This is a genomic window from Flavobacterium sp. FlaQc-49 (assembly GCF_044005985.1).
Taxonomy (GTDB): Bacteria; Bacteroidota; Bacteroidia; order Flavobacteriales; family Flavobacteriaceae; genus Flavobacterium; species Flavobacterium cupriresistens.
Genome location: NZ_JBIPCS010000010.1, coordinates 157,521 through 184,015, shown reverse-complemented (window position 1 = coordinate 184,015; position 26,495 = coordinate 157,521). Strand labels below are relative to the sequence as shown.

The window sequence follows — 26,495 nt, the reverse complement described above, 5'->3', positions numbered from 1 at the left end:
ATTTCTTGAACAATTTGTAATTTAAAAGACATACTGTAGTCTTTTTGGGTACGCTTTACATAGCGTAATTCCTGATGGTTTTCCATAATGACACTTTTTGTGTATCGCTATTTCAGGACAAGACATTAGTTTATAAAGAAAACGCATCCGCCTTGGCAGATGCGTTTTTTTATGCGCTTATTCGTAATACAATTGCGAGCTGTTTATTTCCTGTTTTTCTTTTCCTTCTTGTTGTATAAAACAGTTTAAAGTGGTTCCTCCAACCTGATCAAAATAGCTGATATTGAGTTTGTGGAATCCTTTTTCGAGTTGTACGGCACCATAAGCTTCATTTAGCCAATGAATTCCGTCATTGTTAACGACTAGTTCATCGTCTATAAAAAGCTTCGATCCGTCATCTGAAAGCGTCGAAATGGTATAGTTTGCGGTTTCAGGCACATAGATGTACCCGTCGAATTTTAAGCCGATATAACGCTCTGTTTTGGTTTTCCATTTTTCACTGCTAATAGCACCTTCAAAAATACCTGAGTTTAGAGGTTTTGCTAATTCTAAATCCTGAACTTGTTGAAAAAGAGTTCCGGTATAATAGTCGTATTTTAAACCATGTTTGGTTGGTTTTATAGCCAAGGCCGGTTTTAAATCAGGATTACGAACCACTATTTTATTAATAGAACTTTTTCTTCCACCAGAACTAATCTGAACTGTTTTGATGATTCGATATTCTCCTTTTGGGATATTTATGGTAACCGGTTTTTCATAAAGTACCGCAGTCTCGTCCGGATTGTAACCGTCTATAGTATAGAAAATTTGCCCGTTTTTGATTGTTGGCACTAGATTTAAAGTGTATTTTGATGCAATTAGTGCTGTTTCCTTGGAACCAAAAGGCGTTGGGACTTTGTACAATCTTTTTTGAATTTCCAGTTTTTCCAAGTGATGTGGCATTCGTTTTAAAACAAAACTGTTGTAATTTTTGTTTTGAGGTTGTGTCCAGGCAATTTCTGCCAAAGCAAAAACTCTTGGATAAAGCTGGTAATTTAATTTCGCCGGGTTGGTTAAGTATTCTGACCAAAGATTAGACTGTACACCAATAATGTATTTTTGCTCTTCAACAGTTAAGCTGTCCACAGGAGTTGGATTGTAATTGTATATTTTGTCAACCGTAATTAATCGTCCTACTGTCAAAGGTTCTTGTGGTGAATACCCTTGATTGTAATCCAAATAAAGAACTTGTTCGGGATTCATAATTACAAAATGCTTCTGTTTTGCGGCCGCAATTCCTCCGGATTCCCCGCGCCAGGACATTACCGCTGCATTGGGAGCAAGTCCGCCTTCAAGCATTTCATCCCAACCCAGAATTTGTCTTCCGTTTGCATTCAGAAATTTTTCTATTCGCGTAGTCAGGTAAGTTTGTAGTTCATGTTCGTTTTTTAGTCCTAAATCTTTAATCTTTTTTTGGCAATTCGGACAAACTTCCCATCGTGCTTTTGGGCATTCATCTCCTCCAATATGAATGTATTTGCTTGGGAATAATGCAATAACTTCAGTAAGAACATCTTCTAAAAAAGTAAAAGTTTCTTCTTTTCCGGCGCAAAAAATATCTTCGAAAACACCCCAGGATTCCACAACTTTGTAAGTGCGATCCGGAAAACAGGATAAATTGGGGTAGGCGGCTAATGCTGCTGTTGCGTGTCCCGGCATTTCAATTTCGGGAATGATATTCACATAATGGGCTTCAGCAAATTTAACGACATCTTTGATTTCTTCTTGCGTGTAAAAACCACCATAAGGATTGCCGTCAAAGAAACGTGGGAATCTTTCAAACTTATTTCCAACCAGCGTTTGTGCTCTTTTAGATCCAATATCGGTTAGTTTCGGGTATTTTTTTATTTCAATTCTCCATCCCTGATCGTCGGTTAAATGCCAGTGAAAATTATTCAATTTATAGTACGACATCTGACGGATGAAATCTTTTATAACGTCTGCCGAAAAAAAGTGACGACATACATCCAAGTGCAATCCGCGGTAAGCGTACCTTGGTTCGTCTTCGATGGTGAGACAAGGGAGCTTTATTTCTTTTTTATCAGACTGTTTGTTCGGTAAGAGTTGCAGCAAACTCTGAACGGCATAGAATAATCCTTCTTCTGAGCCGGTTACGCTGATCTTTTTTGAGGTAATACTAATTTTGTAAGCTTCTTTGTTTAGGGTAGCTGAAGGATTTTTGGTGCTGAATTGAACTTCGATCGTACTCTTTTTTGAAGGAAGGTTTCCGTTAATGACTGTTTCAAAAAGTTGTGCTGTTTTAAGTTCTTTTGGGCTGAATTTATTGTTTTCAAAAACAACTTTGATTTGTCCGTTTAAACGAACACTGTCACCTGTTGCTTTATAGAAGTTTGGTGCCGGAATTATAGTATTGTTTTCAGAAGTGGCTTGTGCATTTCCGAAGGAATAACAAAACAGCAAAAAAAATAGAAGGCTTTTTTTCATGGTTTATTTTGGGTTAGTTATAAACAAATATATTGTTTAGGAATCTATTTGCAAAAAATATGCAAAACTTAACATTGCTTAAATGTCTTTGAAATAGCGGAATTAACTTTTTTATTGCGTCATGTTGTATTTTGTTTCGCAATAATCTTGCATTAATTGTTTACATTTGTTTAATAAAATGTATTTTCATGAACAATGATAATGAGATAGTAAATTATACTAAGGAAGAACGTAAAAGTCATATTTTAAAAGAAATTAATTTGCACACTCGTGTGAGTTTTGAAACGCTTTCTGTTAAACTATGTGTTTCAGAAGATACCGTTAGACGCGATATTAATGAACTCGAATCGGAATCCTTATTGATTAAAGTAAAAGGGGGTGCGATGACCAAAGCCTATCACCACTCTTCATCAAATCAAACCTATGCGGGCGAGTCGAAACAAATTATTGCGCAAAAAACAATAGGACTTCTTCATGATGGTATGGTTTTATTAATTGGTGGCGGAACGACCATTAGAGAATTTATTCGTTTGATTCCAAATGATTTGAGTCTGACCATTTTTACGGTTACTGTTTTGTCTGCTGTTGAACTTCTGGATAAACCTAATGTTAAAATTATCATGATCGGTGGTAGCATTTCGTCTTACAGCCAAATGTGTGTGAGCGGTGATGTATACAATCAATTGGCTAATATTAAAGTCGATTTATTGATTTTGGGAACCAATGCTTTAGATATTGAAGGCGGTTTCTCAGATTCTGATTGGGAAACGGTTCAGGTAAAAAAAGCAATGATTCAGGCTTCACAAAAAACAGCCATTTTGACTATTTCCGAAAAATTGGATACCGTTCTAAAAATGAAAATTGCCAACTTATCCGAGGTAGATTATGTAGTGACCGAAGTAGAGCCTGATCACGAAAAATTACAATCCTATAAGAAGGCAGTTCCAAGTTTAGTGTTTGTTTAATGCCAGTTTTTCATTAAAAAATTAATCCAGTTCTGGTGAAAGATGCTTTTTAGATCTTCATCAGTATAGCCATTGTTTTTAAAAATCAATACCAGTTTCTGCAAATCGGCAATCGTGTCTAAATCATAAGGGCCTTGTTCGGTTCCAAAAGCGCCATCGAGATCTGAACCTACACCAATGTGGTTGGCATTTCCCGCCAATTGGCAAATGTGATCCATGTGTCTGAAGACCGTTTCCAGATTGCATTGTGTGCCTAAAGGGGTTGAAACGCCTCTTTCCCAATTTGGGACTAACATCCAGGCATCTAAAGCACCACCAATAACTGCTCCTCTTGAGATTAATGCTTTAATCATTTCGTCGCTGTATTGTCTGTTATGATCCACAAGACTTCGACAGTTGTTGTGACTTGCCCAAACCGGACCGTTGTAATGATCCAAAGCTTGCCAGAAAGCATCATCACATAAATGAGTGGCATCTAAAATAATATTCAGACGTTCCATTTCTTTTAATAAATCAATTCCGTTTTGATTCATTTTTCCGGTTGCATCCGTTCCGTTCGCGTAACGACCAGGGCCATAATGAGCGGGTCCAATGGCTCTTAATCCATAATTGTAGGCTTTCTCTAAATAGGAAATGTCTACAATCGAATCGGCTCCTTCTAAACTCAGGATATAACCAATAGGTTTTTTATCATTTGGTGTACCGTCATTCCATAGATCAATTTGCTTTTGAAGCGATTTTTTATCAGTAATGGCAACCATTTCACCGGCTTCCTCCATGCATTTGTACCAGTTTAATTGTCCTTGTGTTTGCGCCCAGGCTTGCTCGGGAGAATTCCAACCCGGAATGCTGCTGCCCGGTTTTACAAAACGTGCGATTTGTGTGGCGACTACAATGCCAATATTACCTTTTCGCAGATCAGGAAACGAAACTGTTGCCCGTTCACGATCCGGTTTGTCGGTCATTCCTTTTTCTAAATGGCGTAATGTTTTTACATCATTCCTTAAATCTCGGTTCCATTCCATTGCATTCATGCTCAGGTCTAAATGGGCATCTATTATAAACATAGTGGGGATCTTAAATTTTAAATACTAATTTTTCTGTTGCGCGCCTCGACAACCCATTGGTCACAGATTTGATGTGCTGCATTGACAATCTGAACGGTCTCGTAAAGAGCGCAGGTAGGGCAGACGTGGTACGGAATGGCATAAATAATATCGCCAATTTTATACTTGTTTTTGCCTCGGTTTTCTATAATTAAATGTTCTTCTGAATGGGCCGTTGGGACCAAGTTTTCATCATTCAAAATCACTAATCTTTTGTCTATCGGATTTTCTGAAGCAACTGCTTTATAACCAATATCAATGCAGAATGTTGAAGAACTTGGTGTGGAAATAATGGTTCCGACAAGAACTGCCGCCGGTTTAAAGTGTTGTTCGGGTAAATTTAGACTGTAATTAATATCCCAAAAAACAAAAGTGCCCGGACTGCATTCTACGTTTTCTTGTTCGGAATAAAAAGGAAATGTATTAGAACCTCCCGCAACAATTTTCAGTTCGTAATTTACTTGTTGCTGTAATGTTTCTATTTTTTGATTGATGATTGAAAAAGAATGGGAAGCGTCTAGTTTTCGTTGTTCAACACTACCTTTTAGATGACCGTCGTAAATGTGAATTCCGGCAAAATGAATGTTCTCCAGTTGCATTATTTCTTTTGCTAAAGCAATCCAATCTTCAGAAACCGAAAATCCTGTTCGGTTCATTCCGGTATTTAGATCCAGATAAACGGTAAGTTGTACTTGCTTCTTTTTTGCACTTTCATTTAATTCTTTCGCTGATTCTATATTGTCGACGATAGTTGAAAATTCTGAAAGAGGATATTTCTGAACTAAAGAAATCCATCTTTCCCCACGTAATCCAACAGGCTGATAGGCTAATAAAATATCCGAAATTTGGTGAATTGCACAAAGTTCTGCTTCAGCAATTGTGGCGCATTTGACTTTGTTTATGCCATACACTTTAAACAAATCAAGAATTTCTCCGGTTTTGTGTGTTTTAATGTGAGGACGTAACTTCTGCACATCACCTTTTACCGTCGCAATCAAATGTTCGATATTGTGTTGTAAACGGTCTTCATAAACGGCCAAAAAAGGAGTGTCGATAAGTGTTTCGGAATTAATTTTCCACCAATTTTCTTCCATGATTTAGGTTCTTGTTTTTTCGATAACTTCAATTAAATTTTGAAAGGCTTCAACTGATTTTTCATAAGTCAATTGAGCTAATAGTTCTTTAGAAAACAAATTAGATCCGATACCGACACAGACAACGCCAACTTTAAACCAGGATTTTAAGTTGGTTTCTTCTAAAGTCACGCCACCGGTAGGCATTAGCTTTAAGTTCGGAAAAGGAGCTTTTATTGCTTTTACATAGCCGGGTCCGCCAATTTTATCGGCAGGAAATAATTTGACTATTTCTGCTCCTAAATTATTAGCATGCAGTATTTCGTTTAAGGTAGCGGCTCCGGGAATCCAATACACCTTGTTTTTAAGGCAATAAGCGCCAATTTCCAAATCGGTGTGCGGACAAACGATACAATCTGCTCCCAATTGATGGTAGGTTTGTGCATCCTGTAGGGTCAAAATAGAGCCAACGGCTATTTTTAGGTCTAATTTATGGGCATTTCTAAACGCAATCATTTGGCTGAAAACCTCCTTTGCATCATTTGAACGTGCTGCAAATTCGATAATTTTAATACCGGTTGCTGCAGCTGATTTCAATAAGATCTCGGCAGTTTGAATGTTGATTTGAGTTACTAACGGAAGTACACCTTGAGCTTTTAAAATGCTGTACATATCTGGGGAAATTTATCTGTTAATTCTATTACTTGAGCCATTTTTAATAAAATGACTGATCTCGGTTGGGGTGCTGATGGCAAAATCTCCCGGTATGCTTTGTTTAATTACGCCACAGGCCGTTGCCCAATCTATAATTTCCTGACCGGAAAAGGCTTTGTTGAGTCCGTAAAGCAAACCTGCTGTAAAGGCATCTCCCGAACCAATTTGGTCGGTTACCAATTGTATTTTGTGTTCTGTGGTTTCGTAAAAATGATCTTCATGTGCCAACAACCCTTTATACAAATGTGCCGGCCCGTCTGATTTTCTAAAACTCATCGCAAGCGTTTTTAGAAAAGGCATTTTTGCTTTTAATAACTCGAATGTTTTCTGAAAACGATTGGCATCGGATTCTTTGGTGTCGGTTTTTATTCCGAAATAAATTTCGATTGCGTCTAAATCGGCAATAGTGATGGTGCTGTAATGAAGCAGTTCGGGCATAACCTCAGCCGGTTTTTTGCCGTATTGCCATAACTTCGATCTGAAATTAAAGTCAGAAGAAATCGGTAATCCTTTTTGATGTGCAGCAAGAATGGCCTCTTTGCAAACCAATGCAGCTTCATAAGAAACACCGGGACTAATTCCCGACCAGTGAAAATGTGTGGCATCGTTCAAAACAAGATTCCAGTTAATTTGCTTTTCTTTAATGGTAGCGAAAGAAGAGTTGCTTCGGTCATAGATCACCTGCGATTGTCTGATTTGATTTCCGGCTTCAACAAAATACAGTCCCAGACGCTCTCCGCCATAAATGCAATTCGAAGTGTTTACTTTGTATTTCTGAAGTTCGTTTAAGGCTAATTGTGCCAAATCATTTTGAGGCAATCGTGTGATATAATCGGTGTGGATTCCTAATTGAGAAAGTAAAACACAAACATTGGCTTCGGCTCCGCCAACATGAATGCGCATTTCGTTGGCTTGCGTAAATCGATATCCATTCGCGACATTCATTCGGAGTAATAATTCTCCAAAAGTTGTAATTTTTGTTTGTGAGGTATTTGTATTCATGTTTATAATTTTTGTACAGATTAATAGCGTAAAGATTTTGTTAAGCCACGAATTTTATCAATTATAGCAAATCACTGCGTATAATTAATCCGGGGGAGTTTGATCAATTCGTGGCAAACAATTTTAATCTGTTGAATATTTCTTTAGCCACGAATTACACAAATTTACACAAATCATTGCGTGTAATTAATTTGGGGAATTCGAGCAATTCGTGGCAAACAATTTTAATCCTTTGAATCAGTGAAATCTGTGGCATTATTTGAACACGAATTACACTAATTTACACAAATCGTTGCGTTAAATTAATTTGTGAAAATTCGAGTAATCCGTGGCATTTTTGACTTGTGTTTTAGAATAATTCAAAAACAGCTTCTACTTCTACAGGGATATTATCAGGTAAAGAGCCCATTCCTACAGCGCTTCGTACTCCAATTCCGTTTTCCTGACCCCATACCTCAGCAAACAGTTCACTGCAGCCATTAATTACATAAGGATGTCTTAAAAAATCTTCCGTACAATTTACCATACCAAGGACTTTTACGACTCTTTTTACTTTGTTCAGGCTTCCGAAATTGGTCACAATTGTAGAAAGCATCGTCAGACCAACTTGTCTTGCGGCCAGTTTTCCTTCTTCAATGTCCATATCGTCGCCAATTCTTCCGATAATTAAGGATTTGTCGTCGCGAACCGGACCGTGTCCTGACAGGTATAAATATTTACCATCAACTAAATAAGGTTTGTAAATACCAAGCGGCTGTGGTGCCGGAGGTAAGGATAAGCCTAATGTTTCAAATTTTTCTTGTGGTAATAAATTCATGATATTAATGTATAATTGAGTTTAAAATAAAAACGAAAATGATTCCTAAAACCGATACTAAAGATTCCATGACGGTCCATGATTTGAACGTATCTTTCAGGCTGATATTAAAATATTCCTTAAACATCCAAAAACTTGGATCGTTTACATGGGAGCACATTAAGCTTCCGGCTCCTACCGCTAATACGAGTAGATTGGGGTCTAGGTTATTGGCTTGTAATAAAGGTAGTAAAACGCTGGCAGTCATTAGGCCGGCAGCCGTTGCAGAGCCAACACAAATACGAATTATTGCAGCCATCATCCAGGCCAATATATAGGGATGAATGCTTGTTTGTGTTAGCAAATCAACAATGGTGTTGTTAACGCCGCTGACGATCATGACTTCTTTTAAGCTTCCTGCACCACCAACAATTAAAACGATTAAGGCAACATCTTTAATAGCAGTTGCGTAATCATCCATTACGGATTTTAAGCTTCTGTTCATTCGTGTACCTAAAGTGTAAGTGCAGATCAATAGTGAGATTAACATTATAATGCTAGGTTCACCAAGTGTTTTACCTATGTTAAGAGCTGTTTCGTTATTAGTCAAAAAGGGTAATAACGAGGTTAAGGTTAATCCAAAAACAGGAAATAGCGCAGAGAATATACTAACGGAAAAACTCGGAAGTTTGCCTTCGTTTGCAATTTCTTCTACATTTAAAATTTCTTGATTAGATTGTGTTTTAATGTTTTTAAGCAAATTTGAAAATAACAAACCCGCAATGAAAATAGTTGGTATGGCGATTATAATTCCATACACCAAAACAAGGCCAATGTCTGCATTTAAAATACTACTCAATGCCATTGGTGACGGATGGGGAGGCAAAAAACCGTGCGCTACTGAAAGTGACGCAAGCATAGGAATTCCTAAATATACTTTTGATAGTTTAAATTGATGGGCTACTGAGAAGATTAATGGAACTAACAAAACAAACCCCACACTATAAAATAGAGGTATCCCTACAATAAATCCGGTAATCATTAGGCCTAAGCGGACGTATTTTTTACCTGTCCATCCCATAACAGTTTTAGCAATAACATTGGCTGCTCCGGACGAAACAGTGAGTTTTCCAATGCAAGTTCCAAATACGATGATCAGCGTTATGGAGCCTAACATTTCGCCCAGACCTTTTTGCACCGTCTGTGATAAAGTGTCTATCGGCAGGCCTAAAGTAAGACCTGCTAATAAAGCTGTGATAATAAATGCGATAAAAGGATTGATTTTAAACCAGGCAATTTGCAGGATTAAAAAGGCAATACAGGCAGTAAGAATTAAAATGCTCATTTATTTCTATTATATTATTTATCCCACCATGTTCTTGTTGTGAATGTGTCTGCTCCCTGGCGTTTGATGGCTTCAGCTAAGTTAGCTGAATTCACCGAATATTCGCTTACAGGGTATCTCAAACGTCTTGGTATTGTTCCGTTTGTGACATTGCCGGGAAAGTTTACCGGTACCAGAGCAGGATAGCCTGTTCTTCTCCAGTTCGAATAAATTTCCTGCTCATCTACAAACAAAGCGACCCAAATCTGAGAGTGTATTTGATTCATTTTTTGCTCAAAAGTTCCTGCCGCGTTAAAAGGATTGGCTGTTAAATAAGGTGTTGCATCCGTGATGGCATAAGTTGCACCATAAATTCCCATATTGAGGAACGATGCTTTAACTCCTTTTTCATATAAATCTTTATCCGTTTCGGCAGTGTACCAACCTCTCGCTGCAGCTTCTGCTAAATAAAGATTAGTTTCGGCATTGCCTAAGATTACAAGAGGGGCGTCATATCTAAAAACAGTACCCTGATTTGGCTCAGAAAAAGTGGCTTGTTCTATTGCCGTTGGAGGTGTTTTAAGTCCGTTTGGAAAACCTTTTTGAACGTCGGCCGCAGTGTTTTGCGTTGTTCCTTGCCAAACACCAGAATAAACACTGATCCTTGGGTCAGCTGTAGCTTTTAGTACATCTATAAACGTTTTGGCCAGTTTTCCGCCTTCTACATTCTTTTGACCAAAGGAGTCTTTTGTGAAATCAATACTTCTTGAATCAATACCGGCTGGGTTTCTGTTGAAATCGTTTGGACCATCTGTATATTTCATAAGCGCATTGTCGGTTCCGTTTACAATTACACCACCGGCGATGGCTTTTGTAACCCAGGTTTTGGCCAATGCCGGATCAACTTTTGTTAATCTTAACCCTAAACGAAGCATTAAAGAATATGAAAACTTCTTCCATTTTGGGATATTACCGTCATATATAAGATCGGCTTTGCCAAAACTTGTTTTTGCAGGGTCTAATGCGGTCGCAGCTTCATCAAGTTCTTTCAATAAATCTTTGTAGATGAATTCCTGACTGTCGTATTTAGGAAGAAAATGTTCATTCGAATAAGCCTTCGCAGCTTCCGTATATGGAACGTCTCCGTACAAATCGGTCATGCGGTGGTAGACGTAAACTTTCCAGATCCTTGCAATGTTAAGTCTGTTGCTGTCAAGAGGATTATTCTGTAGTAAATTAATCACTGTTTGAATTTCATTTACTGCAGTTGGATAACCTCGATTGAAATACGCAGAATAGTATACCTCGTTGCTCAGGTATTTATCTCCAACACCGGATGCTTCTTTGTAAGTGGCATAATGTTGCAACATACCCCCACATTCTAAAACGTTGGTGAAGAAATAATTGTTATTTAAGCCGTCCAGTTGCGATTGACTGAATATGAAATTTGGATTGGCTACTTCAACAGAATTAGGGTTCGTGTTTATTTCTTCAAAATCTTTAGTACAGGCTGTCATGCTTCCTAAAAGTATACCTGCTATATATAAAATAGATGTCTTTTTCATTTCTTTGTACTTTAAAATTTAACATTTAAACTTAAACCAAAACTTCTTGTTCTTGGCACTCCAAATTGTTCTACACCTTGAGCATTTCCGGCACTAAATACCGATTCCGGATCTACGTTTGGTGTTTTCTTGTAAAGGATGAATAAGTTTCTCGCGATAAAGGAAACAGAAACACCTTGAAGTCTGGAAAGGCTTTTGATCTTTTCGATTGGTAACTGATATCCGATGATTACTTGTCTTAATTTTACAAAACTGGCATCGTAAACAAAATAAGAAGAGATGTTTCTTAATCCGTCATAGTAAGTTCTTAAGTTTTCCGGTGAAATAACCATGTTAACCGGATTTCCACTAGGATCTACGCCCGAAATTGGCAATCCATTTTCACGACCTTCTAAAGTCATTTTGGTTAATCCCATACGAGTTCCGTACAAATCTGTACCGGAATATAAGTCTCCTCCAAATTTACCATCAATTAAAAAGCTGAATGATACTGATTTGTATTTGAATTCATTACTAATACCTGCTGCCCAAGGGTGAACTCCCTGACCTAATTCTTCCAGAGGACCTTGTGCTACTGTTGCAGTACCGGCACTAACATTGTATACTGTATTGCCGTTGGCATCTTTTAAAGGTTTGTATCCTTTTATAATACTGTAAGGACGACCAACATCACTTGCTATGGTAACGTATCCGTTTACAGAAGTTGCCATTGTGATGGAATTTAAGTGATCTGCAAGTGCTTCAACAGTATTTTTGTTGTAAGATCCATTGATACTGGCATCCCACGAGAAGTTTTCTGAGTTAATGATTTTTCCGCTTAATAAAACTTCAACTCCCTCATTTCTCATTTTTCCAAGATTCAATAAGGCAGTTCTGGCTCCTGATGCATTAGAGATGGTAGTTTCAACGATATCATTAGTGGTTACACGGTTGTACCAGGCTAAATCAAGATTCAAACGATTGTTGAAAAAACCGATATCTGTTCCTACTTCAAACGTTGTGGAAGTCAATGGACTCAAAGTAGAATTTGGAACTCTTGAACCCGTTGTGCCTTGTAATTGTTGACCGTTATGTCCTCCCTGAATGATAGAATACGACTGATTTAAGGCGTAAGGATCCGGAGTAGCGCCACCAACTTGTGCCCAGGAAGCTCTTAGTTTAGAGAACGAAATCCATTCCGGCATTTTTACAAGATCAGATAGGATAACACTGGTTCCAATTGAAGGGTAAAAGATCGTGTTGTTTTCTGATGAAAGAGTCGAGAACCAATCCTGACGTCCTGTAAAGTTTAAGAAAACGACATTTTTATAATCTAAATCGGCAGCTGCATAAACCGAGTTTGTTTTGGTTTTTCCATAAGGATAGCTGTAAGTTATAGTAGCTAAGTTTGTTAGTGAGTAGAAATTATCCAATACAAAGTTGGATCCGTCTATTCTGATTTCGTCTCTCAAAGAAGTACGGGAATTGACACCAATTAAAGCGTTTAAAGAAAAATCATTGTAAATGTTTTTCTTGGTATAATTAAGGATTGCTTCAGAATTGACATTAGACAACTTTACTTTTGAACCTTGTCCGTATCCAACCGGGTTGTTTAAACTTGTTTTTGGAATATAACCATAGAAATCATAATTGGTAAAATCTTGCCCGATACGCCCTTGAAGGAATAAGTTAGGGGTAAAATTTACTTTTACATTTAACATTCCGATGAAACGGTTTTTGGTATCGCTGTTTTTAATTTGATTTACTGCGAAGTAAGGATTGGTGGCCACGGCAACAGGGTTCCAAGGTGTTTCAATGCCATTTGGGCCATATCCCGGAGAAAGATTTCTGATATCTACGGTGTTGGCAATCATATAAGTTCCCCAGTTTGGGTTTGCCTCGGCATCAGAAACGGTTGTTCTGTTGTCTGTTTTGTCAATATTGTATTGCGCTACAACATCAAATTTTAGCCAATCTGTTAAATTCACATTCGTCGAAATGTTAACGCTTTTACGATTAAAGCTCGAATTGGGAACAATACCTTCATTGTCCATATTCATTAGTGAAAGACGTCCCGTTGCTTTTTCACTTCCTCCCGATAAAGCGATAGAGTTGATGAAGGTCGTTCCGGTTTTGTAGAAGTTTTTAATGTTGTCTTTTTGAGGGGAGTAAGGTCTTTTTACACCATCAAACTGAATAACATCTGATCCGTCCATTTTTGCTCCCCAGGACCAACGTCCGAATTCTATAGCTTCGGCTTTTGTTGTGGGTTTTTTGCCCAAAGCACCGGATCCGTATTCGTATTGCCAGTCCGGTTTAATAGACGGAGTTTCAAAAGTAAAAGAGCTATTGTATTCTACACCGATTCCTTTTTGTGCTGTTCCTCTTTTGGTTTGGATTAAAATAACACCATTTGCGGCATTTGCACCGTACAAAGCAGCAGCTGTTCCTCCTTTTAACACGGTAATACTTTTGATGTCATCCGGATTTATAACAGATGTTCCGTCTCCTCGGTCTACGTTAATTCTTGGAGATCCCGCTCCGTTACCGATTCCGGGCAAGTTCAGTTGGGTGTTGTCTATAGGTAAATCATTGACAACATACATTGGTTGGTTGTTTCCGTTTAAGGAACCATTTCCACGAATTACAACTCTCGTTGATCCCGTCGGGCCCGTGGCAGTGGCACTAACGTTTACACCGGCAATTTTTCCGGCCAAAGCATTCGTGATATTAGTTTCTTTTGCTTTCGTAAATTCGGTTCCCTTAAGTTCGGTTACCGCATAAGATATGGCTTTGCTACTTTTTTTAACTCCTAATGCAGTTACTAAAACTTGTTCCAGAACGTTTTCAGCTGGTTTTAGGCTTATAGTAATATTTGTAGTACGTTCCAGATTGTATTCGGTCGTTTCATAGCCCATGTATGAGATGATAATTGCGGTCTCATTTTCCGGAACATTTAGTTTAAAATTCCCGGATTCATCCGTGATGGTTACTATTTTGTTATTGCTTTTTGCCACGATGGTGGCTCCTGCAATTGGCATTCCGTCATCTTGGCCTTTTATCTGACCCGTAATTTCAATCTGACTGCTTTTTTGTTCAATAAGGTGCTTTTTAATTGCAACCTCGTTTGCATTTGCTGAGAGGATCATTCCTCCAACAAACACTAATGAAATTAGCTTTGTTTTCATAATACTTTGGTTTTCATGTTTTTTTTTGGTTTAGTCGGCAATCAAATATAGAAATTAATTTTACAAATTTGCATTTTTTTTGCACAAAATGCATTTTTTTTGCAGATTTTTTTTCTGAAGTATTTTTTTATTCCAAAAGAAGTGTTGTTTTTAGTGGTATTTTGAGAAATTTTTGCACAGAATGGTTTTCTGCGAAAAAAGTAATTTTGGCTGAAAAATCGTATTTTTTGATCGAAAGGGGTTCGATAGACGTTGGTTGAAACCAATGGTAATTCAAAAAAAGTACCACCCATAATTCGGTGTGAATTTCGAGTGGTACTAATAAAAAAAAAGGAAGTATGTGATTTTTATAAAGGCTTGTAAATTAATCTACATCCCACCAAACTTTGGCTAACCAACTATTGTTGTTGTATTTTGCACTTGCAGCTAAATAGTTGTCTCTGTTGCTTGTGGATTCTTCTATTGGGTATGGCATTCTTGTTGGCATAATTCCGTTGGTTCCGGAGGCTGGACGCGTAATTTTAATCAAAACTGGAAAGTCAGTTCGTCTGTAATTGGTATAGGCTTCTATTCCGTTTAAAAAGAATGTTAACCATTGTTGCGTCGCAATTTCTTCCAGTTCTTTTCCGGGGGTAAGATTTTTGGTTGCCAGAAAAGTGTTAATTGCCGCATTATCAATTATACTTTCGTCTTTAAATATAGACCATTGTCTGATTCCTGCTTCAATTCCTTTTTTGTAATAGTCTTTGGCGTCTCCGGTATACAGTCCTTTAAAAGAAGCTTCGGCTAGAAGAAGCATTACTTCAGAATAAGTAAAATGAAGGTACGGAGCGCTATTTTCATATAAATAAGGTTGAAGTTCTGACAGGTTGTTGCTCGATGGTTCGTGATCCCATCTGTATTGGTTCGGATTGATTCCTTCGTAAATCCCGTTAGGATTTAGTCGAAACCATATTTTTTTTCGGGGATCATTACCTAATAGGTTCAGGATGGTAGTGGTTGGGTGATCGTATACAGGACCGCTGCCTTTTAGTCCCTGTGATACTCCGTTACCGTTGTTCAAAGCACCTGCCGTTTCCGGAAGTGTTGCGTCATGTTTCATGTAGCAATTGTCGGCGTTGCTTGTAAACAGGCCATTTGCAACGGCTTTTAAGATTTGTTCTTTTGCCAAAGCGGGGTCTACTTTTGAGATTCTCATAGCACAACGAAGCCTTAATGCACTAATCATTTTCTTCCATTTGGCTGCATCGCCGGCATAAAACAGATCTCCTTTAGTAGGTACAGCTTGGGGTTGCATTTGATTTTGGGCTTCATCCAAAACTTTAAAAAAATCAGTATAAATGTCTTTTTGACTGTCGTATTTTGGATAGAAAATTTTCTTGTAATAACCTAAACCTGCTTCAGAATACGGAATGTCTCCATACAAATCGGTTAAGCGCTGAAAGGTCATGACTTTTAATACTTTTGCCATTCCGTTTAGATTGTTGAACTCTGGTTTTTCATTGGTTTTTTCCAGAACATCAACAAGGTTACGTACAAGTCCACCTCCATAATTTGAAATCCAAAGCGCTTCTTGGTATTCTCTGGATGCAATAAAAAAAGAACCATAATTGGCAACAGGCCAAGATCCGCCAAGATGTTGGATAAATCCTTCTCCGTAGATAAGATTTGCTCTCCATTGTTCAAACCAGCCACCCGACATTGCGGCTTGAATTCCGGTTAATTGTGTTGAAGGATCTACCGATACGAAAGTTTCCGGATTGGTATTGGTTTCTCTGAAAAGATCGTCGTCAGCACAATTAGTTGTGGTAAGTACCAGAATCATTCCCAGTACATATTTTGTTAACTGTTGTATATATTTTTTCATTTGGATCAAATTAGTGGATTAGAATGATAATTGTAAGTTAAAGCCATAAGATCTTCTGTAAGGAAGAGAACCATATTCAAAACCTTGACCGTTTCCGTTTGTATAAGTAGATTCCGGATCGATGTTTGGAACTTTAGAATAAACGGTCCATAGGTTTCTTCCAATTACTGAAAATTTAAATCGGTCAAATCCGGTTCCTTTTAGCCATTTTTTAGGAAGGTCATAACTAATAGAAGCTTCTCTCAGTTTAACATAGGATGCGTCATAGATGAAGGGTTCCGGGGTGGTATCATCTCCGTACAGATTTCTCCAATACGTTTGAGGATTCACCGGTGTAGTATTGTTTTGGTATCCGGTTACATTGCCGTTGATGTCTTTAATTTCGGTTACCCCGTTTACAATAAGTCCTGCGCCGGGAGCTAGTTGCCCGATTTCTGTTGGCGTTTTTCCTGCTGCAATTTGTTGGGCAACCCATGCATTGAATTCTTCTCTTCCTTCGATAGTTACATCAGATAGTCCTGTAGAAGCAGCAAGAGCATTGGTCATGGAATACATTTTGCCTCCAAATTTCATGTCAAAATTGGCTCTAAGACTTATTCCTTTATAAGAGAATTCATTAATAACCCCTCCAATCCAGTCGGGTGCAGTTTTTCCTAAGTTTTCAAGGGTTTGCGTTAATATAGGATTACCCTTGTCGTCTATCAGGATTTGACCGTCAGGTGATCTTTGAAATTTTTTCCCATAAATCTGCGTAGAGCTTTCTCCTACTTTTGCAACAATTTGTGCGCCTGCCCATCTTGCATTAGAGATTACTTGCAGATCTGTTTTGTCTGTTAATTCCAGTAATTTGTTTTCGTTTTTCGCAAAGTTAAGCGTGATATCCCAGTTGAATCCGTTTGGATCTCTGAAAATACCGGCCGTTACCAAGGCTTCAAAACCTTTGTTTTCAACCGTACCCGCATTCGCATTTGCTCCTACGAAACCGGATGTTTGTGAAGTGTTTAATACAATTAATTGATTTTTTGTTTTGGTGTAATAGTAGGATAGATCTAGTTGCAAACGGTTTTTAAAGAATCCTAAATCGATTCCCGCTTCATAACTGGTGGTGAATTCCGGTTTTAGAGCATTGTTTGGGACAATGTTGTTTACTACTGAGCCGATTGGGTTTCCTAATAAAGGTTTTGCTTGTATGTTATAGTTGAGGGCAGTTGAATAAGGTGCTTCCAGTGCTTTTGCAGTTCCTGCCCAAGAGGCTCTTATTTTTCCAAAGGTCAATACTTCGCTGGTAATGTTTAAACCATCAGTAAAAATAAAACTGGAAGATACAGACGGATAAAAGTACGAATAGTTATTGTTGCCGGAGGAGCTTACTGCTGAGGCAAGCGTTGAATTCCAGTCATTACGGCCTGTGAAATCTAAGAATAAATAGTTTTTGTAATTGGTTCTTAAGTAGGTGTATACGGAGCGCACCAGTATTTCATCATTGATTTTTGAGCTGGGAATGCCGGAAAGAAAATTCGATTGTTTGTTTATACCATTAGTAATCATATTTGTGAATACATTTCCTGTAATGACTCTTTGGGTATTTCGTTGATTGGCACCGGCACCTAAATTGATATTAAAATCACCGAATGATTTCTGAGCATTTAATAAAACCTCTGTGTTGTATTCCTGAAAGGTAGTGTTACTATTGGCCAGGTATCCTGATTGCCTTTGGGACCAGGTGGTTCCGGCATTAACAAAATCGGAGCTTTCAAATGTAAAACGGTCAATTCCTGCTCTTCCTGTAGCGTTTAGCCAGCTGTTAAGAGCATAAGTAGCGCTGAAATTACCCAGTATTCTGTTTTTCTGTGTTTCGTTTTTATTTTCATTTAAAACAAAATATGGGTTTAGTCGGTTTGGATCTGCATTCCATGGATAATAGGTACCGTTTTCATCCTCATAGTTTTTTAGCCAGGACTGGTCAATGTTCGGTGCTATAGCGGCTACTGATAATCCAAGGTTACCGGCATCGTCTGATAGGGAAGGTCTGTTGTCTGTGTTTTCTGTAATGTAGGTAAATTTGGCGTCTAGTGTAAGTTTGTCGATCTGCGAATTAAAACCTAATGTAAAAGTGTTTCTTTTTAAAGCACTTTTAGGGATTACATCAGTAGCATCAAGATTAGAGTAGTTCAATCTAAAGGCGGTGTTGTCTCCTCCTCCTGATAGACTAAAGCTATTGATTGCAGTTACTCCTGTTCTGAAGAAGTCTTTGATATTGTTGTTTACGTTTTGATAAGGTTTGTAGGATCCGTCAAAGATTCTTACTGTATTGTTGCCGGCTGATCCGAATTTTGGTCCCCAGGCACTGGTGGTGGCATTTCGTCCGTTTGCAATATCGTTGGTATTTGGAAGCAGACCGTTTGATCCTGTACCGTAGTCTCTTTGAAAATCTTTGTAGTTGGTGCTGATTTTGTCAAAAGTAGTAGTGCTGTTCCATTCTGCTTTTAAAGAGTTTCTTTTTCCTTTTTTGGTAGTAATAACAATGACTCCATTGGCGCCACGTTCTCCATAAAGCGCACTGGCAGCTCCTCCTTTTAGCACAGAAATATTTTCAATGTCATCCACGTTTAAGCTCGATAATCCATCTCCGTTATCAGCTCCTTCGGCATATCTTGCGGATTTAGAATCTGTTATTGAGGCTAATCCGGTATTCCCTAAAGTAACACCATCGACAACATAAAGTGGCTGGTTGTCTCCGCTAATCGATCGGTTTCCTCTTATGACGATGCGGGAACTGGCTCCGATACCTCCTGTGGTTTGAGAGATGTTTACCCCTGCTACTTTTCCGTATAGAGATTGTGCGACACTTATTGTCGGGTTGTCAGCCAGATCTTTTCCTTTTACATCCTGAAAGGAATAACCCAGTTCTTTTCTTTCTCTTTTTATGCCAAGTGCAGTAACTACAACTCCTGAAAGAACTGTTGCAGGAGCTTCTTTTAGTTGTACGTTAATGATAGCAGCGTTATCGATAAGAATAGCTGCGGTTTCCAGTCCTAAGAACGAAACGATAAGGGTTTGCCCTTTTTCTGCCTCAATAGAGAATTTACCGTCGAAGTCGGTGGTAACACCTTTTTTCTCATTTTTCAGGAGCACAGTGGCTCCGGGTAGTGTTATGCCATTAGAATCGGTAACAGTTCCTTTGACAGTTTTTACCTGTCCTGTTGCGATTTGCATAGTAAAAAATAGTATAAATATTGAAATAGTTTGTTTCATTATCTTGGTTTTAGTTAGTGGTGGGTTGTTGATTGATGTGTTTTGGTGTTAAAGCGTTTTTAATTCGTTTGATTTCGAGATTTTCTTACAAACAAAATGTAGTGTTTTCTCTATTGGTTTAATGCGGCCTGTGCTTTAATAGTACAGCACTCAAGACAGCAGTTCTACCTGTTAAATTTTTGTTTTATGCTTTTTTATTGCATAATATTTTGCAATTTTTCGTAAATGATTTTACGGGTGTATTGCCTGATAAACGGGGTGTTTTTTCTCATAATTGAATGTTTTTTAAGGGGTTACTTTTTTTATTCGCGGTCAAATATATATAATTTATATCCATTATAAGCGATATTTTTGCAAAAATAATGCAATATTTTTGCAATATTATTTTTGTTAATGTTGTTTTTCTCTTAAAAATCCGATGTTTACTGGGTTTGTTTCCTTTTGGGTTGGGGTTTTGTAAAACGGGAAGCAGGATTGGTTTTTTTATGCTTTAAAAAAAGGTATTTTTGTAAGATGAAAATTGTACTTATTCAATCAGACCTATATTGGGAACAGCCTGATAAAAATCGAAATCATTTTGAGCAAAAAATCAATGGAATTGCGCAAGCAGTTGACCTGATTGTACTTCCCGAAATGTTTTCGACAGGATTTACTATGAATGCGAAAGCAATCGCCGAAACGATGCAAGGCGAAACGGTGCACTGGATGCAAGCCTTAGCAAAGCAAAATAAATGTGCTATTACAGGAAGTTTGATTATTGAAGAAAATGGGCAGTACTATAATAGAATGTTGTTTGTTTTTCCGGATGGAGAAATGCAGCAATATGATAAACGCCATTTGTTTTCGCTGGCCGGAGAAAACAAATTTTATACCGGCGGAACCCAGAAAGTAATCGTAGAATATTTAGACTGGAAAATCTGTCTTCAGATTTGTTATGATTTGAGGTTTCCGGTTTTTGCTAGAAATGTAGAGAATTACGACCTGCTTTTATATGTTGCCAATTGGCCGAAAGTTCGTATAAATGCATGGGATGCTTTGCTGAAAGCGCGTGCAATCGAAAACTTAAGTTATGTAGTAGCGGTAAACAGAGTAGGGCTGGATGCTAATAAGTACGAGCATGTCGGACACTCCCAAGTGATAGATTTTCTCGGGAATCCTGTTTTAGATCCTCAGGAAAACGAAGGTGTTTTTGTGGTTGAAATCGATAAAAATACAATGCTGGAAACCCGTAAAAAACTCGATTTTTTAAGTGACAGAGATAATTTTACAGTTACGATTTAATGAAATAAAAATTTTAAGAATTAGTCCAAAACTTTGATTTCTTTCTTTGAATTTTTAATGCGAACTACAATTTTTGTGTATGCCCATCCTGTTCCTTTTTTGAAGGCTGTGATATCCAGTTTTCCTTTGGTTTTGGTGCCCTGTATTCTAACAGAAGAATGAACAGCATTATAGCCTGTAGAATACGAGGTGTTTCCTTCTAAAATGGCCAATTGGTCAAGAGGTGTTATAGTGCCAATAATTTTTAAAACTTCCTGATTCGAGTTGGCTTTTTGTATGGCGCCTTCAAAGAGAGAATTATCGGAATAGGCCTGAATAATATCAGTTGTACTCCCTGCAACATTTGACGATAGAATAAATCCAAAGCTTAGGATCGATAGTAGGGTTAGTGGTAAAAACCATTTCCAGTTTCTACTCCACCAGCTTTTTCTTAGAACTAATTCATTCTCGGTTTTTTCCATTTTTTAGTTTGTTGTTGAATTTAGTTTAAAATTAGTGAAGTTTTAAGTTGAAGAAGGAATAAAAACACCTTCAATAGGAAATGATATTGAGAGATTCTCTTCGAAAGATCCGGTTGATTCTAACGCAATTGCGATTTCTCTATAAAATAAAATAAGCTCTCGAAATCTTTATTTTGAGAGCTTATTTTATTTTGATCGAATACTTTTATTGAACTAAAACTTAGAAGGCGGTCTTTTTCTTTTTTGCTTCTTCTTTTTTCTTTTTATCGTCGACTTTTTTCTCCAGTTCAGGATTGTACTGAATGCTTAAGTCAAAATCCTGTGACCAATCCCAGTTGCTTCTCACGTCAAAAGCTTCCTGTAGATAATTGATTTCTTCAGGGTATTGTTTTTCCAGATAGTTTCCGGTGTCGTATATTTTATTTTTATTGTCATCATATATTACACGAATAGTAAATGAATCGGGCTCTATGTGATTAAACTCAAAATTGGTTTTGCTTTCAGAATATTCCGTCGCGATGATCTTATCTCCTTTTTTGTTTATCAATTCTACAATAATCGGAAAACGCTTTACATTTTGTAAATTCAATTTAAGATTGGCGTAATCTTCGTATTCTTTTGTGGTTAATTTATACGATAAAGTATCGTTCGTTTTTTCGTAAAAATCGGTCAAAGCTCCCGGGAAAAAGGTAAAATTGTACTTTTCCAGGGGTTCTCTCTTGAAATCTACATAGAGTTTCTGATCGAATTCATCGTATTCCGTAGTAAAATCAACTGCGACAGAATCCTTGTTGATTAATTTGATTTTAGATTTGTCAAATTTTACCAAGGGAGTTTCTGTTTCTAAGATAAATCGCTCTATGAAGTTGATTGTTCCGCTTTGTACCGCCTTTATGTTTAAGGTGTCTTTTTTCTGGTCTTTGATTTTAAAAGTGAATTTCTTCTTGTAATTTTCTCTTTCAATCTCCATCGATAAGGAGTCGGTTTTTATGGGTTTGTACCACACCTGTAAAGAATCCTTTTTAGGAAACTGTGTTACAATCGTCTCCAGAATTTCGGACTTGTTTTTAAGTACAATTTTTGGCTTTTTGTTTTTGAAATTCTGTTTTCCGTCGTAAGGGAGGTACAGTCTGTTTCCGGAAGCCTGTATCGGTTTTAAGGCTTTTAACGGAACGGTTTCTTTGAATAATTCCAGTTCAAAAACAGTATCGTTTGGTATTGTAATGTAATTTTTCAGAAACCCGATTTTATCTTCTTTAGGGTTGAATTTGTTGTTGTTCCCCTTGTCTTTTAAGGCTACCAAAAGATATTTTCCGGCTTTTAGATTTTCTAATTTAAAAGTTCTTAAACTGTCCAGTGTGTTCGTGATGTATCTCGGATTTTGCTTGTAAATTACAGAGTCTTTAAAAGTATCGTTGACTTCGTAAAGCATGACAGAAACAAAATTGTCAACGTTTTTCTCGTAGGCATCTTTGATTGTTCCGTTAATAGAAAGCGAATCGATATAACTGCCCGTAGAAAAAACGTACTTCAGCTGGTTGTATGGATTTCCTTCGTTATTGTCTGTTATACTCTGTCCGAAATTTAAACTGTACGTGGTATTAGGTTGTAAAGTGTCTCTAAATTTTATGTTTATAAATTTACTGGCATTAGAGGGTGTGATTATCGGCTCTTGTTTCATTGGTGGCGAGATAATCAGCTGTTTGTTGACGTTTTTAAGTTTTATGTATTCGTCAAAAGTCAGGGTGATTTCCTTTCCTGTAAAATTAGTCGTGAAATTTTTCGGTGAGCTGTATTTTAAAACGGGAGCCAGGGTGTCTTTTAATCCGCCCGTTATACTGCCTCTTTTGGCGCAACTCAACATTAAAAAGACTAATAAAAGTGAAATATATCTGAAGTTGTTTTTCAACATAACGTTTTTAAATTTGATTGCACAAAATAACGATTATATTTGCTTTAATTGAAATTTTTTATCCATTTATTAGGATTTCAGGCTTTTGTTTCCGCTGCTTTTTTATGCTTTCAAATAATGGATTTGATATAATTTCTTATTTTTGACATTAAATGTAATTTTTCCAAGTTTTGATAAAAAAAGTTTTTTGGGGTATGTTGGTTTTTTTACTCTTCTCCTGCAGTAAAAATGATAAGCCGGCAATTGCCTTTTATTATTGGAAAACAATCTTCAAATTGTCTGAAACCGAAAAAGAGATTCTGGAAGAAAATAAGGTAACGAAGCTTTATATCCGCTATTTTGATATTGGTTTACAACCTCAGACAAAGGAGCCAATTCCGATTAGTCCGATACGGTTTCAGGAAAATGTTTCTAATTTTAATGTTGTTCCGGTGATTTTTATTCAAAATAAAGTCATGTTGCAATCTAATTTAGATGTTGAAAACCTGGCTAAAAAAGCAGTTCAATTAGTAGAGGAGATCAGTGCTGTAAATAAAATTGCCTTCCGGGAAGTCCAAATTGACTGTGATTGGTCCCTAAACAGCAAGGATAATTATTTGAAATTTGTGGAGCGTTTTAAAAAGCTTTCACAGAAAAAACTTTCGGCAACGATTCGCTTGCATCAGGTTAAGTACTTCAAAAAGACCAAAATTCCAAATGTCGATTCCGGTGTTTTGATGTATTACAATATGGGATCCATTGCGCCCGATTCGTTAAATTCTATTTACGATCAGAAAATTGCAGCGCGATATCTTAAGAGTTTGAAAAAATATCCGTTGCATCTCGATTTTGCTTTACCTATATATTCGTGGGGAGTTCATATTAGAAATCAAAAAGTGATTGGTTTGCGTTCTAAATTGAGTTTTAGTGAACTTCAAAAGGATGAGAATTTTGTGCAAACAAGCGCCTTTTTTTTCAAAGTAAAACAATCAAACTATAAAAATGGAGTTTTTTATGAAGAAAATGACCTGCTGAAAATCGAGGCCATTACTCCCGAAGATTTGAAACAAATGGCGAAGGAGTTGGGTGAAAGTACGGCACAAGCGCCAAAAGAAATTATATTTTACGATTTAGACGAATTCAATTTAAAAAACTATGAAAAGAATATTTTTGAGCAAGTTGTTTCTTGTTTCTAGTGCCTCTTTGCTTTTTGCATACGGAATAATTTATGCCTGTGGAGGCGGAGACGATTGGGATTATTTTGGTTATAATTCGAATTTTACACCGGAGACGTTTGCAGATAAGTCCTATGCGCCGCTTTTTTTGTCGGGAGATTTCTTTTATGGAATCGGTTCTGATACCGAGCACAATTCGAGGTTTAATGACAATATTAAACTCGATTGGGAGAATTTTTTAAAGGGAAAGGCGGATGCTGCGACAGTGCGTTATTTTCTGATAGGTCCTGATGAAGAAAGGGCATATGAAGATCGAAATAAACCGTTAAAGAATAAAGTTGAAATTGAGCAGCTTCATGTTTTTTATAAAACAAAAAAAGAGAATAAGACTTCGCTGAAATGGGGAAAAGTAGTAAGTCTGAAAGAGGTTAAAATCAAAAGTTTTATTGAATTTTTGTATTTGGCACAAAAGATCGAAACGGTTTCTATCGGCGAGGATTATTGGAGTTATGACCCTGTTGTGGCTAAAACATTCAATGACAAGAAGATGATTCAGTCAATTGAAAATGTTTACAATATGACTTCAGATCCGTTTCTGAAAAACAGGTATTGGTTTCTTACTGTGAAAGCACGATTTTATAGTAATGACAAGCAAAAAGCAATTCAGTTTTTTAATAAAACTGAAGCTTCAGTTTCTAAAAATACCTTGTATTATAGGGCTCTTTCGTATGTTGCGGGAATAAATTATCAGCAAAAAAAATATGCGGTTTCAAATTATCTGTATGCGCAGGTTTTTGATAAATGTCCGGAGTTGCGAGTGGTTACGGCTTATTGTTTTCATCCGCAGAATGTTGCTGATTGGAATAAATCTTTAGCGATGGCTAAAAATAACAAAGAAAAAGCGGCACTTTGGGCAATTCACGGCTATTATAAAGATGAAAAACAGGCTATTGAAAAGATTTACGCATTAGATTCAAAAAGCGAACATCTGAATTATTTACTGACACGATTGATTAATATAGAGGAGGGAAAAATAAATTATTCGTTTCAACAAAATATAGGGGATAATGTTCCGGCCAAATTGCAAACGGTTGCAGAGAACAGGGTAGAGAATTATGCTAAAATGGATCAAACTGCTTTTGATTTAACAGCAAAGATTGCAGCGGCAGGGAATACGGAGAAGCCTTATTTGTGGGATATTGCGCTGGGCTATTTGCAAACTTTAAAAGGAGATTTTGCCGGTGCGGATAAGAATTTTGACAAAGCGGCAAAAACACTTCCGAAGACAGAACTGGCAGGATATCAGTTGAGGTTGTTGCGTTTTGTGAATGCGCTGAGTAAAATTGATAAATTGACAGATCAAAATGAGAGAACGATTCTGGCTGATTTGAATTGGTTGTATCAGGAGCTTCCAAAAACATACAAGGGACAAGAGTTCCGTTATGAGAATGCAGTGTTATGGAGTAAAAATTATTTGGCAGCGCTTTACAAAGCAAAAGCAAATCCTGTAATGGCGGAACTTTTCGGTACTTCTTCTTACGGTTATTGGAATTCGGGTAATGCTTTTTATGATAACGAAAAAGAGATGTTGGATATGAAGGCATTTTTGTCTAAATCCAATAAAACGGAAATAGAGAAAATTGGGGCTGGGATTTATGGCTTTAAATTAAAAGATATTAATAATTTTCAGGCTGTTCAGGCCACTTTTAAGAATAAAATTCCGGAGGCAATTGCTTTTATGCAACAAACGGACTCGGTGCAGTATCGTACCTTTTCAGGAAATCCGTTTAATGGAAACATAAAAGATTGTCATGATTGTGATCATGTGGCTTATCAAAAGAAGAAATATTCTCAGCTTGAATTCCTGAATACCATAAAAACCATGCAGGATAAACTGGCTCAGAAAGAAGATGTTTATACCAATAGTTTGTTACTTGGGAATGCTTTTTACAATATCACTCATTTTGGGAACGGAAGGAGTTTTTACGAAATCAATATTGTAGGCTACGGCTCGAGTCCTTATTCTTTTAGAAGTGCAATGAAAGGAATGATCACGGATTGTACTGTTTCGAAAATGTATTACCAAAAAGCCTTTGAAGCCGCGACAACAAAAGAACAAAAAGCAAAATGTGTCTATTTAATCTCCAAGTGTGAACGAAACGAATATTACAACAACAAATACAATAAGGTAAACAGTTGGTGGGAAGTGGAGGACGATAAGATTAATTTTATTGCCTGGAATGGATTTAAAACACTGAAGAAAGAGTATTCGGATACGAAGTATTATCAGGATGTGATTGCAGAATGTGGTTATTTTAATACGTATGTGAATCAATAATAAGGAGCAGGTTTAAATAATAGTAAAAGAA

Annotated in this window: 17 protein-coding genes; 4 read left to right on the top strand and 13 right to left on the bottom strand. The window is 37.2% G+C overall.

Going from position 1 to position 26,495, the window contains the following annotated elements:
- Positions 1-177: 177 nt before the first annotated feature.
- Positions 178-2,484: a family 20 glycosylhydrolase gene (locus ACHRV3_RS18635; protein WP_395435723.1), complete on the bottom strand. Its 2,307-nt coding sequence runs from the start codon at positions 2,482-2,484 to the stop codon at positions 178-180.
- A gap of 188 nt (positions 2,485-2,672) precedes the next feature.
- On the opposite strand from ACHRV3_RS18635, the gene ACHRV3_RS18630 reads away from it, so the two are divergent.
- The gene (locus ACHRV3_RS18630; RefSeq protein WP_047776765.1) at positions 2,673-3,449 is read left to right on the top strand and encodes a DeoR/GlpR family DNA-binding transcription regulator; all 777 of its coding nucleotides are present in this window, start codon (positions 2,673-2,675) and stop codon (positions 3,447-3,449) included.
- Here ACHRV3_RS18630 and ACHRV3_RS18625 read toward each other — a convergent pair.
- The 10 genes from ACHRV3_RS18625 to ACHRV3_RS18580 all read right to left on the bottom strand — a co-directional run bounded on the left by ACHRV3_RS18625 (position 3,446) and on the right by ACHRV3_RS18580 (position 19,318).
- The gene (locus tag ACHRV3_RS18625) at positions 3,446-4,516 is read right to left on the bottom strand and encodes a dipeptidase (protein ID WP_047776767.1); all 1,071 of its coding nucleotides are present in this window, start codon (positions 4,514-4,516) and stop codon (positions 3,446-3,448) included. The two genes, ACHRV3_RS18630 and ACHRV3_RS18625, sit on opposite strands and share 4 nt — an antisense overlap.
- Before the next feature lie 17 nt (positions 4,517-4,533).
- On the bottom strand, positions 4,534-5,649 hold the full coding sequence (locus ACHRV3_RS18620) for a D-TA family PLP-dependent enzyme (protein WP_395435724.1): 1,116 nt from the start codon (positions 5,647-5,649) through the stop codon (positions 4,534-4,536).
- A gap of 3 nt (positions 5,650-5,652) precedes the next feature.
- Complete coding sequence (locus ACHRV3_RS18615; RefSeq protein WP_047776770.1) at positions 5,653-6,300, bottom strand: bifunctional 4-hydroxy-2-oxoglutarate aldolase/2-dehydro-3-deoxy-phosphogluconate aldolase; 648 nt, start codon at positions 6,298-6,300, stop codon at positions 5,653-5,655.
- Positions 6,301-6,312: 12 nt separating this feature from the next.
- Positions 6,313-7,344 (bottom strand): PfkB family carbohydrate kinase, encoded by a 1,032-nt coding sequence (locus ACHRV3_RS18610; RefSeq protein ID WP_395435725.1) that lies wholly within the window; start codon positions 7,342-7,344, stop codon positions 6,313-6,315.
- Between the two features lie 349 nt (positions 7,345-7,693).
- Entirely contained in the window at positions 7,694-8,161 is a 468-nt protein-coding gene (locus tag ACHRV3_RS18605; protein ID WP_047776773.1) for a RidA family protein, read from the bottom strand.
- 4 nt (positions 8,162-8,165) lie between these two features.
- Positions 8,166-9,485 (bottom strand): gluconate:H+ symporter, encoded by a 1,320-nt coding sequence (locus ACHRV3_RS18600; protein ID WP_047776775.1) that lies wholly within the window; start codon positions 9,483-9,485, stop codon positions 8,166-8,168.
- A 14-nt stretch (positions 9,486-9,499) separates the two neighbouring features.
- Positions 9,500-11,029: a SusD/RagB family nutrient-binding outer membrane lipoprotein gene (locus tag ACHRV3_RS18595; protein ID WP_395435726.1), complete on the bottom strand. Its 1,530-nt coding sequence runs from the start codon at positions 11,027-11,029 to the stop codon at positions 9,500-9,502.
- 11 nt (positions 11,030-11,040) lie between these two features.
- The gene (locus ACHRV3_RS18590) at positions 11,041-14,196 is read right to left on the bottom strand and encodes a SusC/RagA family TonB-linked outer membrane protein (protein WP_395435727.1); all 3,156 of its coding nucleotides are present in this window, start codon (positions 14,194-14,196) and stop codon (positions 11,041-11,043) included.
- A gap of 364 nt (positions 14,197-14,560) precedes the next feature.
- Positions 14,561-16,063, bottom strand: coding sequence for a SusD/RagB family nutrient-binding outer membrane lipoprotein (locus ACHRV3_RS18585; protein WP_395435728.1), 1,503 nt, complete (start codon positions 16,061-16,063; stop codon positions 14,561-14,563).
- An 18-nt stretch (positions 16,064-16,081) separates the two neighbouring features.
- Positions 16,082-19,318: a SusC/RagA family TonB-linked outer membrane protein gene (locus ACHRV3_RS18580; protein ID WP_395435729.1), complete on the bottom strand. Its 3,237-nt coding sequence runs from the start codon at positions 19,316-19,318 to the stop codon at positions 16,082-16,084.
- Positions 19,319-19,831: 513 nt separating this feature from the next.
- On the opposite strand from ACHRV3_RS18580, the gene ACHRV3_RS18575 reads away from it, so the two are divergent.
- On the top strand, positions 19,832-20,599 hold the full coding sequence (locus ACHRV3_RS18575; protein WP_395426446.1) for a nitrilase family protein: 768 nt from the start codon (positions 19,832-19,834) through the stop codon (positions 20,597-20,599).
- A 20-nt stretch (positions 20,600-20,619) separates the two neighbouring features.
- On the opposite strand, the gene ACHRV3_RS18570 is transcribed toward ACHRV3_RS18575, so the two are convergent.
- Positions 20,620-21,060, bottom strand: a complete 441-nt coding sequence (locus ACHRV3_RS18570; RefSeq protein ID WP_395426447.1) for a cytochrome c oxidase assembly factor Coa1 family protein — start codon at positions 21,058-21,060, stop codon at positions 20,620-20,622.
- Between the two features lie 220 nt (positions 21,061-21,280).
- Positions 21,281-22,972, bottom strand: a complete 1,692-nt coding sequence (locus tag ACHRV3_RS18565; protein WP_395435730.1) for an Ig-like domain-containing protein — start codon at positions 22,970-22,972, stop codon at positions 21,281-21,283.
- 194 nt (positions 22,973-23,166) lie between these two features.
- Between ACHRV3_RS18565 and ACHRV3_RS18560 the strand changes: the two genes are divergently transcribed.
- On the top strand, positions 23,167-24,147 hold the full coding sequence (locus ACHRV3_RS18560; RefSeq protein WP_395426450.1) for a hypothetical protein: 981 nt from the start codon (positions 23,167-23,169) through the stop codon (positions 24,145-24,147).
- Positions 24,107-26,464, top strand: a complete 2,358-nt coding sequence (locus ACHRV3_RS18555) for a hypothetical protein (RefSeq protein ID WP_395435731.1) — start codon at positions 24,107-24,109, stop codon at positions 26,462-26,464. The genes ACHRV3_RS18560 and ACHRV3_RS18555 overlap by 41 nt, the downstream gene beginning before the upstream one ends.
- The last annotated feature ends 31 nt before the right edge of the window (positions 26,465-26,495 follow it).